Annotated in this window: 7 protein-coding genes and 1 pseudogene; 6 read left to right on the top strand and 2 right to left on the bottom strand. The window is 73.9% G+C overall.

The features are described from left to right. Window positions 1-248: 248 nt before the first annotated feature. On the top strand, window positions 249-656 hold the full coding sequence (locus ACFW2Y_RS30235) for a cobalamin B12-binding domain-containing protein (protein ID WP_384885485.1): 408 nt from the start codon (window positions 249-251) through the stop codon (window positions 654-656). A 156-nt stretch (window positions 657-812) separates the two neighbouring features. Here the strand turns inward: ACFW2Y_RS30235 and ACFW2Y_RS30230 are convergent, their stop codons facing one another. Both ACFW2Y_RS30230 and ACFW2Y_RS30225 read right to left on the bottom strand, forming a co-directional pair. Beyond that, window positions 813-2,711 carry a DUF5691 domain-containing protein gene (locus tag ACFW2Y_RS30230; RefSeq protein ID WP_384885483.1) on the bottom strand — a complete coding sequence of 633 codons (1,899 nt, stop codon included), beginning with the start codon at window positions 2,709-2,711 and terminating at the stop codon, window positions 813-815. 38 nt (window positions 2,712-2,749) lie between these two features. After that, complete coding sequence (locus tag ACFW2Y_RS30225; protein WP_384885481.1) at window positions 2,750-4,096, bottom strand: SWIM zinc finger family protein; 1,347 nt, start codon at window positions 4,094-4,096, stop codon at window positions 2,750-2,752. Between the two features lie 385 nt (window positions 4,097-4,481). On the opposite strand from ACFW2Y_RS30225, the pseudogene ACFW2Y_RS30220 reads away from it, so the two are divergent. The 5 genes and pseudogenes from ACFW2Y_RS30220 (at window position 4,482) to sucD (ending at window position 11,985) form a co-directional block, all read left to right on the top strand. After that, window positions 4,482-5,640: pseudogene (locus ACFW2Y_RS30220) on the top strand (AAA family ATPase). Then, window positions 5,637-8,345 carry a DUF5682 family protein gene (locus ACFW2Y_RS30215; protein WP_384885479.1) on the top strand — a complete coding sequence of 903 codons (2,709 nt, stop codon included), beginning with the start codon at window positions 5,637-5,639 and terminating at the stop codon, window positions 8,343-8,345. The pseudogene ACFW2Y_RS30220 and the gene ACFW2Y_RS30215 overlap by 4 nt, the downstream one beginning before the upstream one ends. Then, complete coding sequence (locus tag ACFW2Y_RS30210) at window positions 8,342-9,481, top strand: VWA domain-containing protein (RefSeq protein ID WP_384885477.1); 1,140 nt, start codon at window positions 8,342-8,344, stop codon at window positions 9,479-9,481. Before ACFW2Y_RS30215 ends, ACFW2Y_RS30210 begins: the two co-directional genes overlap by 4 nt. A 419-nt stretch (window positions 9,482-9,900) precedes the next feature. After that, window positions 9,901-11,079, top strand: coding sequence for an ADP-forming succinate--CoA ligase subunit beta (gene sucC, locus ACFW2Y_RS30205; RefSeq protein WP_384885475.1), 1,179 nt, complete (start codon window positions 9,901-9,903; stop codon window positions 11,077-11,079). 21 nt (window positions 11,080-11,100) lie between these two features. Continuing rightward, window positions 11,101-11,985: a succinate--CoA ligase subunit alpha gene (gene sucD / locus ACFW2Y_RS30200; RefSeq protein ID WP_041130848.1), complete on the top strand. Its 885-nt coding sequence runs from the start codon at window positions 11,101-11,103 to the stop codon at window positions 11,983-11,985. Window positions 11,986-12,050: the final 65 nt, after the last annotated feature.

Raw genomic sequence — 12,050 nt, 5'->3', positions numbered from 1 at the left:
CGGGGGGCCGCGGGGGCGGCGCCCCCGCCCCACGGCGACCTCGTCGCGGCTCCCTTCGCGACCGGCCCCGCTTGCGGCTGGTGGGCCCAGGAGGAGGGCCCGAAAGCGGGGACGACGCAGAGCGAACATGTCCCACCGTGTGATTTCCCCCTCGCCGGCCATCGCGAAACGGCCGGTTGCGGGATGCTGGGGATAGCGTTCGTTCACCTCCCCGGCAAAGAGGCGCGGGGTCGGATGTGGAGGCAGTCATGGGTGTGAGCGGTCCGATCCGCGTGGTGGTCGCCAAGCCTGGTCTCGACGGTCACGATCGCGGTGCCAAGGTGATCGCGCGGGCACTCCGCGACGCCGGCATGGAGGTCATCTACACCGGGCTTCACCAGACGCCCGAGCAGATCGTCGACACCGCGATCCAGGAGGATGCCGATGCGATCGGCCTCTCGATCCTCTCCGGAGCGCACAACACGTTGTTCGTGAAGGTCCTGGAGCTCCTCAAGGACCGTGACGCGGAGGACATCAAGGTCTTCGGCGGCGGCATCATCCCCGAGGCGGACATCGTGCCGCTCAAGGAGAAGGGCGTGGCGGAGATCTTCACGCCGGGTGCGACGACCGCGGCCATCGTCGACTGGGTGAACGCGAACGTCCGCGCCGCCGCCTAGCGTTCCGGACCGGAGCGGATGCCGACGGGCCCCTCCGGCCGCGGCGCCGGTCCGCTCCCCGGCCGGTTCCGTCGCTTCGCGCGCCCCATGTCCTTCGGTGCGGTGCGCGACCCCGCCGCCAGGGCCTCCCCCGGGGGGAAGGGCCCGACGGGCGTTTCAGGAGTTCGGCGGGCACGAGGGCGGGGGCGAGAAGTCGGATGGCGGCGGCGCTTCGAGCTCGGCCTGCATCGTCGCGCGCAACCGGAGAGTGGAGACCAAGCGCTGGAAGGCCTCCGCCCAGTAGTCCCCGGCACCGGGCGCACCGTTCTCCGCCTCGTCGGACCGTGTCGCCAAGAACTCCAGTCGCTGTGCCGCCTCGGGGGCGAGACAGCGCTCCGCCAGCCCCATCACCCCGCTGAAGCTCCACGGATAGCTCCCCGCCTCCCGCGCGATGTCGAGGGCGTCGATCACCGCTGAACCGAGCGGCTCCGCCCACGGCACGGCACAGACGCCGAGCAGCTGGAAGGCCTCCGACAAGCCGTGGGCCGCGACGAACGAGGCGACCCAACGGGCCCGTTCCTCCACCGGGAGCGTCGAGAGCAGCTGGGCGCGCTCGCCCAGGGAGGAGGTGCCGGGCCCGGTCGCCGGGGGCGTCGCCGGTGAACCGAGCAGTGCGCGCGACCAGTGGGGGTCCCGCTGCCGTACGGCGGCCCGGCACCAGGCCGCGTGCAGCTCGTACTCCCAATCGTCGGCGACCGGCAGCGCCACGATCTCCTCCGGGGTGCGCCCCCCGAACCTGGGCGACCAGGACGGCAAGGGTGCCGCCTCGACGAGTTGGCCCAGCCACCAGGAACGCTCGCCCCGCCCCGTCGGGGGCGTCGCCACCATGCCGTCCCGCTGCATCGCCGTGTCGCACTCGTGCGGTGCCTCGACGACGATCGTCGGTGTGGGGGCCGTCCGGTCCAGACCGACACAGGACGCGGCCCGGCCTGCGATCCGGGCCGCGAAGGCCGAGGACGGCAGGGCGGAGAGCAGTTCGGCGGCGACGGCCCGGACGTTGCGGCTGCGGTCGGCGAGGGCCGCCTCCAGGAACTCCTCGTCGGCGACGGAGAGTCCGGTGCGCAGCGAATCCACGAACATCAGCCGGTCCTCCGCCCGCTCGGTGGACCAGGTGGACGCGAGGAGGGCGAGGCCGGCCGTCGGGTCCTCGGTCCGCACTGCGGCCAGCAGGGCGACCCGCTCGGCGAACAGGCCCTCGTCCCACAGGGTGCGGACTCCCTCCGGGTCCTTCGGGGAGGGAAGCCTGCCGTTCGTAGCTCGGACGGCGAACCTCCACTCGGGGTTGAGCCGGGCCAGCCACAGGCCGCGCGGCCCGGCCAACCGAAGGGCCTGGGGACGTAGATCGGTGCGGGCCCGGGCCGCGTCGAGCAACGCCGGCAGGGCGGCGGGCGGTGCCTTGTACGCGTGCGTGTTGGCGAGGGCCAGCCATGAGGGGAGGAGCTCGGCGAGGTCGGGGGCGGCCCCGCGCCGTCCGGCGGGCGAGGGCGCGGTCCGGCCGGCGAGGAGCTGGTCGAGACGGGCCCGGGCCGCCGGGGGCAGCGGTGTGCGCGGGTCCTCCGGCGCGGGGTCCGGCGGGGACGCGGCGGCTCCGGGGCGCAGCCCCGCCCTGCGCCGTACGGTGTGCAGCGCGGCGGCGTCGAGCAGCGCGCCCGGCAGGTCCCGGGCGGTCGCCCCGTCCACGAGCCCGGCGGGAGGCCGCCGGTCCGTCCCGAGCAGCGCCGAGGTGAGGAGTTCCTCCCAGAGCCGGACGGATCCGTCCTCGTCCCCGCTGCTGCCGAGGGCGGCGGGGCCGTCGGAGCCCGTCGGTCGTCCGGCCGCGCCGCCGTCGACGTCGTTCGAAACCCCGGTGTCGAGGGGCGTGCCGGCCGGGTGGGGTCCCTCCCCGTCGTGGGCGCCTGCGGAGGCGGTGACACGGTGCGTGTCGTCGCCCGGTGCGGGCCCCGCCGTCGAGACGGCCGTGGGAGGGGCGGAGGCGGCGGTGACGGTTGCGGAAGGGACGGGCGTGGTGGTGTCCATCGGGCTCCTCCGTGGGGTCGGCGGGCGGTGACCAGGCCTCATACGAGGGGGACCGTCTCGCCCGGGGCCTCCGGAGACCAGGCGGCGAGCGGCGTGAACCCCTGGTGTCCGCACTCTCCGAAGACGGTCACCGGGCCACCGCCGGACAGGGCGAGCAAGCGCCAGAGGCCCGGACGGGACTGGGCGACGGACGTCAGGGGCAAAGCCTCGCGGCCGCCGGCGTCGGCGAGTTGCCAGCCGTACTCGGCGCGCGCCGGTACGACCCCGCCCAGCGTCACCGGCCAGGACTCCAGCCACGGGTCCTCGCCCAGCGCCCGGCCGTACGCGTCGAGCGCCGCGCCGACCGGTCCGGCCTGCGGTGGGGCCGCGGGCCCGGGGACCGGAACGAACTGCTCGCCCGGTTCCGCCCGCAACTGGCCGGAGCCCGCGTGCGGGGTCAGTTCGCCGTCGAACAACGTGCCCACGGCGAAGGAGAGCCGGGGAGCACGGCCCGCCGCACCGAAGGAGAGCAGGAGCGCGGTGCGTCCGCTGGTCGTGCCGTGCAGCCAGATCCGCCGGGTGGTCAGTCGCGCGTCGGCCGCGTCGTACTGGGCGAGGACCGACCAACGGTCGTGCACCGGGACGCCGTCGGCCGGGGCGCTGAGGCCCACCCGGGTCCGTACGGTCGCGGCGAACGGACCGGGCAGCCGGTCGGCGGCCAGCCAGGCCCGGTCGAGGAGATGGGTCAGCGCGCACTCCTCCAGGAGCCGCACCGGCCAACCGGGTCCCGAGCCGGGTATCGCGCCCAGTTCCCGGACCCGGGCGGCCAGCCCCGGTGCCTGGGCGTCGACCATGCGGGCCGCCGTCTCCTCCCACAGGGCGTACCCCGCCTGCTCGGTCGGCGCCAGACCACCGCGCAGCAGGTCGGCGAGCCGCTGCTCCAACTCCCGTGCGCCCGAGGTGATCAGGACGGCCCGGCGCTCGGCCCTCCGGCGCGCCGCCCCGGGGTCCGCGGTCGCCCTTCCCGGGGCGCGTCCGGTCCGATGCTCGGCGCCCGCGGTCCGGTCGCGCCGCTCCGCGAGCCACCGGGCGGCCCAGTCGGGCGCGGCGGAGTCCTCGCACGCCACGCCCTCCGCCGCCCGGAGCAGCAGCAGGCCCAGCGCGTGCTCGCACGGGAACTCCCGGCTCTGACACGTACAGGAGTGCGCCGGCCCCGTGGTGTCGACCACCGTCCTGTGCAGTGTGCTTCCGCTGTCCCCGCACAGCCCCCAAACGGCGCCGTCGCCGCACCCCGCCCCCGACCAGGAACCGGCCGTGCCGAGCTTGCTCCCCGCTCTGCGCGAGACGTCGTCAGGAGCCAGTGCCAGCACCTGTTCGGCCGTCCAACGCACCCCCGTGGCATTCATGTCACCGACGGTAGGGGGTGCCACTGACACTGCTGCTGGCACTCGGGTCCCGGTGGTCGTGGCCCTGCCGCTGACGGACGCCCTGTGGGGCCGACCTCCGACTTCCGTCCGGCTGCCGTGACCCGTTCGAGCGGTGCGGGCCGGTCCTCCGGACAGGACGGGCAGTCGCTTCCCCGCTCCGGTCGCCCCGCTCAGGCCGCCGCGGGCCGACGCCCGGTCGTTTGGCCGCGAGGTGATCCTCTGCGTCGGAGGCGTCGGAGGCGTCGGGTGCCGAATGGCCCTCGTCCGCTCTCCCGCCCCCACCCGAGCAGCGGGGACGCCCGATTGTCAGTGCCGTGGTGCACGGTGGATCGCACAGCAGGTCGAACGATCTGGAGGGGGATCCATGCCCGTGCCCGAAACCATCGCGAAGTCCGGTTCCGGTGTCGAGACGGACACCGGACCGGAGCGGCCGGCGACCGTCGCCGAGTTCATCAGGCCACACGCGGAGCACGCCTTCGCCCGTGAACTCGCGGCCCTCGCCGCCGCCGACGACCTGCCGCGCCCCGCCCGCTGGCGGCTCTCCCCCCCGGGCCGTCGCCACCTACCTCCTCGGTGGCACGCTCCCCGACGGGACCGTGATCACGCCCAAGTACATCGGGCCGCGCCGCATCGTCGAAGTCGCCGTCAGCACCCTCGCCACCGATCGGGCCCTGCTCCTGCTCGGCGTCCCCGGCACGGCCAAGACCTGGGTCTCCGAACACCTCGCCGCCGCCGTCAGCGGCGACTCCACGCTCCTGGTCCAAGGCACCGCCGGCACGCCCGAAGAAGCCGTCCGGTACGGCTGGAACTACGCCCAACTCCTCGCCCAGGGGCCCAGCACGGACGCCCTGGTCCCCAGCCCTGTCATGCGCGCGATGTCGCAGGGCCTGACCGCCCGGGTCGAGGAGCTCACCCGCATCCCCGCCGACGTACAGGACACGCTCATCACGATCCTGTCCGAGAAGACCCTCCCCGTCCCGGAGTTGGGCCGGGAGGTGCAGGCCGTCCCCGGCTTCAACCTCATCGCCACCGCCAACGACCGCGACCGGGGCGTCAACGAACTCTCCAGCGCGCTCCGCCGCCGCTTCAACACCGTCGTGCTCCCGCTGCCCGCGACGCCCGAGGCCGAGGTCGACATCGTCGCCCGCCGCGTCGAGCAACTCGGGCGCTCCCTGGCCCTGCCCGCCCTGCCCGACAGGGCGGACGAGATCCACCGCGTCGTCACCGTGTTCCGCGAACTGCGCGACGGGGTCACCGCCGACGGCCGGACGAGGGTCAAGTCCCCCTCGGGGACGCTCTCCACGGCCGAAGCGATCTCCGTGGTCACGGGCGGGCTCGCCCTCGCCGCCCACTTCGGCGACGGCATCCTGCGGCCCGGCGACATCGCCGCAGGCATCCTCGGCGCGGTCATCCGAGACCCGGCTGCCGACCGGGTCGTCTGGCAGGAGTACCTGGAGACGGTCGTCAGGGAGAGGGACGGCTGGAAGGACTTCTACCGTGCGTGCCGCGAGGCGAGCGCATGACGACGGCGTCCACGGCACCGACCCGTGGCGTGACGCCCCGCCCCGCCGCCGACCGTGCCGCCGGTCGCGCACCGGGCACCCGGTCCGGCTCCACCGACGGCGCGCAGGGCGGTGCCCCTGACGCACCGGCATCCGGCGCCCGCCCCGAGGGCCCGGCGGAACTCCCCGGTCGGGCCGGGTACGGAAGAGGGCGCGGCGGGCCCCTCTTGCTGGGGGTCCGGCACCACGGTCCCGGGTCCGCGCGGGGCGTGCGTGCCGTGTTGGAGGCGGAGGCGCCTGCCGCGGTGCTCATCGAGGGGCCGGCCGAGGCGGACGCGCTCGTGGCGCTCGCCGGGGAACCGGACATGCGCCCACCGGTCGCGCTGCTCGCCCACGCCGTGGACGACCCGGGGCGGGCCGCGTTCTGGCCGATGGCCGAGTTCTCGCCCGAGTGGGTCGCCCTGCGCTGGGCGCTCGACCGCGGCGCCGCCGTCCGTTTCGTCGACCTGCCCGCCGCACACGCCCTTGCCGCAGCCGATCCCGCCCGGAGCCGGGCGGAGGGCGGGGAGGCCGTCGGCGGCCTGCGGATCGACCCCGTTGCCGAACTCGCCTCGGCCGCCGGATACGAGGACGCCGAGCGTTGGTGGGAGGACGTCATCGAGCTGCGCGGTGACGGCGACCCCACCGCCGCCTTCGAAGCCCTCGCCGAGGCCATGGGAGCCCTGCGCGAGGCGTACGGGCACGGCGGCCATCCCCGGGACCCGGTCCGCGAGGCGTACATGCGGCTTCAACTGCGCGCCGCCCGAAAGGAGTTCGGGGACTCCGTCGCCGTCATCTGCGGTGCCTGGCACGTGCCCGCACTCACCCGCAGGACCACCGTCGCCGCCGACAGGGCGCTCCTCAAGGGGCTGCCCAAGATGAAGGTCGAGCTGACCTGGGTCCCCTGGACCCACCGCAGGCTCGCCCGGCACTCCGGCTACGGTGCCGGGATCGACGCGCCCGGCTGGTACGGGCACCTCTTTGCCGCTCCCGACCGGCCCGTGGAGCGCTGGATGGCCAAGGCCGCCGGACTCCTCAGGGCCGAGGACCGGCTCGTCTCCTCCGCCGATGTGATCGAGGCGGTGCGGCTCACCGAGGCCCTCGCCGCCCTGCGGGGCCGCCCGGTCCCCGGCCTCGAAGAGACGACGGACGCCATCCGCGCCGTGCTCTGCGAGGGCTCCGACGTCCTGCTCGACCTGGTCCGTGACCGCCTCGTCGTCGGCGAGGCCCTCGGCGAGGTACCGGCCGCCGCCCCTGCGGTGCCCCTCCAGCGCGACCTGGCCCGCCGGCAGCGAACCCTGCGGCTCAAGCCCGAGCCGCAGGAGCGCGAGCTGGGGCTCGACCTCCGCAAGGACGTCGACGCCGAGCGCAGCAGGCTGCTGCACCGACTGCGGCTCCTCGACGTCCACTGGGGCGAACCGGTCGCCGGGCGTGCCGGAACGGGCACCTTCCGGGAGAACTGGCGGCTGCGCTGGGACCCGGAACTGCACGTCCGCCTCGCTGAGGCCGGGGTCTGGGGCACCACCGTCGAGGCCGCCGCCACCGCCAAGGCCGAGTTCCGTGCCAGGGCCGCGACCCTCCTCGGCGACGTCACCGTGCTCGCGGAGGACTGTCTCCTCGCCGGGCTCACCGAAGCGCTCCCGGCCGTCATGCGGGCGCTCGCCGACCGCGCCGCGCTCGACGCCGATGTCGCCCACCTCGCCCAAGCCCTCCCGGCCCTGGCCCGGTCCCTGCGCTACGGCGACGTCCGGGGCACCGACACGGCGGCCCTCGGCGAGGTGGCCGCCGGGCTTGCCGAGCGGATCTGCATCGGACTGCCGCCCTCCTGCACCGGACTCGACGCCGATGCCGCCGAGCAGATGCGGGAGCGGCTCGATGCAGTCCACACGGCGATCGCCCTCCTCCCGGACCGTCCCGCCCGAGGCAGCGGGCCGGACGCACCGGACCGTCCCGTCACGCCCGTGGGGCCGACGTCCCCGGACCGGTCGGCCGAGCCCCACGCGCCCGGCCGGTGCGGGACGGGCGACGCACCGACGCCCCCCGCTCCTGTCGACCCCACCGGGCCGGAGGACACCCCCGACGGTTCTGATCGGCCTGGTGGCGCCGGTGGCGCCGGTGACGCCGGCCGTCCCCGTGTCCCCGTCGTCCCCAGCGACCCCGTCCGCCGTGCCGATGGGCTCGTCGAGCGTTGGGGCGCGACCCTGTTGCGGCTCGCCCGGGGCGAGCGGATACCGGGAGTCCTCCGGGGGCGCGCCGCACGACTGCTGCTCGACGAGGGGCGGATCGACGGGGTGGAGCCCGGTCTGCTCATGGACCGGGTCCTGTCCCCGGGCACCCCGCCGGCCGAGGCCGCCGCCTGGCTCGACGGATTCCTTGGCGGGAGTTCCGGCGGTGGGCTGCTGCTCGTGCACGACCAGCGACTCTTCGGTCTGGTCGACGCCTGGCTGACCGGGGTGCCGGACGGGGCGTTCCCCGCCGTCCTGCCGCTGCTGCGGCGCACCTTCTCCGGGTACGAGCCGGGGGTGCGCCGCACCCTCGGGGAGTTGGCCGCCCGGGGGCCCCGCCCCACCGCTCCCGGCCCTGCCGCCCCCGTCGCGCCCGGTTTCGCCCCCGTCCTCGATCGCGAGCGGGCGGACGCCGTGCTGCCGCTCCTGCACCTGATCCTCGGAACGGAGTCCTTCGCATGACCACTGCCGAAGACGAACGGATGCGGCGCTGGCGGCTGGTCCTGGGCGGCGGGGACGCCGACGGCACCGGCCGGACGCTCACCGGAACCGACTCCGCCATGGACCGGGCCCTCACCGCGCTCTACGACCGCAAGGGGCGGGGCGGCGACCGCGCGGCCGGGCTCGGCGCCTCTGCGCCCTCCGTCGCCCGCTGGCTCGGGGACGTCCGCAGGTACTTCCCCGGCTCCGTCGTCCAGGTGATGCAGCGCGATGCGATCGACCGGCTCGGGCTCGACGCCCTCCTCCTGGAGCCGGAGATGTTGGAGGCGGTCGAGGCGGACGTGCACCTCGTCGGCACCCTGCTCGCCCTGAACAAGGCGATACCCGAGACGACCAGGGAGACCGCGCGGGCCGTCGTGCGCAAGGTCGTCGACGATCTGGAGCGACGCCTCGCCGGTCGTACCCGCACCGCACTGACCGGGGCGCTCGACCGTTCCGCCCGGATCGGCCGGCCCCGCCACCGGGACATCGACTGGGACCGGACGATCCGTGCCAACCTCAAGAACTACCTGCCCGAGCACCGCACGGTCGTCCCCGAGCGCCTCGTCGGCCACGGGCGCGCCTCCCGGGCGGTCAGGAAGGAGGTGGTGCTCTGCATCGACCAGTCGGGCTCCATGGCGGCCTCCGTCGTGTACGCCGCCGTCTTCGGCGCGGTCCTCGCCTCCATGCGGTCACTCGCCACCCGGTTGGTCGTCTTCGACACCGCCGTCGTGGACCTCACCGACCACCTCGACGATCCGGTCGACGTGCTGTTCGGCACCCGGCTCGGCGGCGGCACCGACATCAACCGTGCCCTCGCCCACTGCCAGTCGAGGATCACCCGCCCCGCCGACACGGTCCTCGTCCTCGTCAGCGACCTGTACGAGGGGGGCATCCGGGACGAGATGGCGAAGCGGGTCGCGGCCCTGAAGGCCTCCGGGGTCCAGCTCGTGGTGCTCCTCGCGCTCTCCGACGAGGGCGCCCCCGCGTACGACCGGGAGCACGCCGCGACGCTCGCCGCGCTCGGCGTCCCCGCCTTCGCCTGCACCCCCGACCACTTTCCGGAGGTCATGGCGGCGGCCCTGGAGAAGCGCCCGCTGCCGGTGCCCGAGGCCTGACCCCTGCCCGACCGGCGGTACGGAGCGGTGCGGAATCCGTCGCTGCGGGACCACCCGCACGGGTGCCGACGGTCAGACTGAGGCCCATATCACATCCGTCACAGTGGAGCCCTCACGATGGGGCCGGGCGCGTCGTGAGGGGGTGAGAGGCCAGTCCCCGCCTGCCGGAAGGGGGCTCGGGTCGTGCTCTGCCGCCCCTACGGACCGCCCGCCCGCCCCTACGTTCTGTGACCCGTATCACCGCTCGGTTGTGATCTGCGATTTAGGGACCCACGTCCTGCGGGGATAACCTGCGAGACGGACATGCCGCGTCCACGGACTCCGTGCACGCCTCCCTTGTGACAGCGCAGTCACGTTGCCCTCCGCGGCACGCCCACGCAGACAACGAACCGCGATCATCAGAAAAGGGACGGACGCGCGTGGACCTGTTCGAGTACCAGGCGAGGGACCTCTTCGCCAAGCACGGTGTACCGGTGCTGGCCGGTGAAGTCATCGACACGCCTGAGGCGGCGCGCGAGGCCACCGAGCGTCTTGGCGGCAAGTCGGTCGTCAAGGCGCAGGTGAAGGTCGGTGGCCGAGGCAAGGCCGGCGGCGTCAAGCTGGCCGCCACCCCGGACGAGGCCGTCGCCCGCGCGACGGACATCCTCGGGATGGACATCAAGGGCCACACGGTCCACAAGGTGATGATCGCGGAGACCGCTCCGGAGATCCTCGAGGAGTACTACGTCTCGTACCTCCTCGACCGCACCAACCGCACCTTCCTGGCCATGGCCTCCGTGGCCGGTGGCATGGACATCGAGGAGGTCGCCGCGACGACCCCCGAGAAGCTCGCGAAGGTCCCGGTCGACGCCAACCACGGCGTGGACATCGAGAAGGCCCGTGAGATCGTCGCCCAGGCCCAGTTCCCGGCCGAGGTCGCCGAGAAGGTCGCCGAGGTCCTCGTGACCCTGTGGAAGACCTTCGTCGCCGAGGACGCGCTCCTCGTCGAGGTCAACCCGCTGGCCAAGGTCGCCTCCGGCGACGTCCTGGCCCTGGACGGCAAGGTGTCCCTGGACGCCAACGCCGACTTCCGCCAGCCCGAGCACGAGGCGCTCGAGGACAAGGCGGCGGCCAACCCGCTCGAGGCCGCGGCCAAGGCCAAGGGCCTCAACTACGTCAAGCTCGACGGCGAGGTCGGCATCATCGGCAACGGCGCCGGCCTGGTCATGTCGACCCTGGACGTCGTCGCGTACGCCGGTGAGAACCACGGCGGCGTGAAGCCGGCCAACTTCCTCGACATCGGCGGCGGCGCCTCCGCGGAGGTCATGGCGAACGGCCTGGAGATCATCCTGGGCGACCCGGACGTCAAGTCCGTCTTCGTCAACGTCTTCGGTGGCATCACCGCCTGTGACGAGGTCGCCAACGGCATCGTCCAGGCCCTGGAGCTCCTCGCCTCCAAGGGCGAAGAGGTCAACAAGCCGCTGGTCGTGCGCCTCGACGGCAACAACGCGGAGCTGGGTCGCAAGATCCTGTCGGACGCCAACCACCCGCTCGTGCAGCGCGTGGACACCATGGACGGCGCGGCCGACAAGGCCGCCGAGCTCGCGGCTGCGAAGTAAGGGACAGGGGAAACCACAGCCATGGCTATCTTCCTCAACAAGGACAGCAAGGTCATCGTCCAGGGCATGACCGGTGCCACGGGCATGAAGCACACCAAGCTCATGCTGGGTGACGGCACCAACATCGTCGGTGGCGTGAACCCGCGCAAGGCCGGCACCAAGGTCGACTTCGACGGCACCGAGGTCCCGGTCTTCGGCACCGTCGCCGAGGCGATGAAGGAGACCGGCGCCAACGTCTCCGTCCTCTTCGTGCCGCCGGCCTTCGCCAAGGCCGCCGTCGTCGAGGCGATCGACGCCGAGATCCCGCTCGCGGTCGTCATCACCGAGGGCATCGCCGTCCACGACTCCGCCGCGTTCTACGCGTACGCGGTGGAGAAGGGCAACAAGACCCGCCTCATCGGCCCGAACTGCCCCGGTCTCATCACCCCGGGCCAGTCCAACGCCGGCATCATCCCGGGCGACATCACCAAGCCGGGTCGCATCGGCCTGGTCTCGAAGTCCGGCACGCTGACGTACCAGATGATGTACGAGCTCCGTGACATCGGCTTCTCCTCCGCCGTCGGCATCGGTGGCGACCCGGTCATCGGCACCACGCACATCGACGCCCTGGCGGCCTTCGAGGCGGACCCCGACACCGACCTGATCGTCATGATCGGCGAGATCGGCGGCGACGCCGAGGAGCGTGCGGCCGACTTCATCAAGGCCAACGTCACCAAGCCGGTCGTCGGCTACGTCGCAGGCTTCACCGCGCCCGAGGGCAAGACCATGGGCCACGCCGGCGCCATCGTCTCCGGCTCCTCCGGCACCGCCCAGGCGAAGAAGGAGGCCCTGGAGGCCGCGGGCGTCAAGGTCGGCAAGACCCCGACCGAGACGGCCAAGCTCGCGCGCGCCATCCTCGCGGGCTGAACGGGCTGACCCGCACAGCAGCCCGACGGGCCGTGCACGAGGGGCCCCGCCCCCACCCGGGAGAC

Source organism: Streptomyces sp. NPDC058877 (assembly GCF_042742855.1).
In the GTDB taxonomy this organism is placed as follows: Bacteria; Actinomycetota; Actinomycetes; order Streptomycetales; family Streptomycetaceae; genus Streptomyces.
This window is presented reverse-complemented; position numbering and strand designations above follow the sequence as displayed.

Excerpts from the sequence above, each read along its gene's own strand:
- ACFW2Y_RS30235 (WP_384885485.1), top strand. The coding sequence starts at position 249 with ATGGGTGTGAGCGGTCCGATCCGCGTGGTGGTCGCCAAGCCTGGTCTC.
- ACFW2Y_RS30230 (WP_384885483.1), bottom strand. The coding sequence starts at position 2,711 with ATGGACACCACCACGCCCGTCCCTTCCGCAACCGTCACCGCCGCCTCC.
- ACFW2Y_RS30225 (WP_384885481.1), bottom strand. The coding sequence starts at position 4,096 with ATGAATGCCACGGGGGTGCGTTGGACGGCCGAACAGGTGCTGGCACTG.
- ACFW2Y_RS30215 (WP_384885479.1), top strand. The coding sequence starts at position 5,637 with ATGACGACGGCGTCCACGGCACCGACCCGTGGCGTGACGCCCCGCCCC.
- ACFW2Y_RS30210 (WP_384885477.1), top strand. The coding sequence starts at position 8,342 with ATGACCACTGCCGAAGACGAACGGATGCGGCGCTGGCGGCTGGTCCTG.
- sucD (WP_041130848.1), top strand. The coding sequence starts at position 11,101 with ATGGCTATCTTCCTCAACAAGGACAGCAAGGTCATCGTCCAGGGCATG.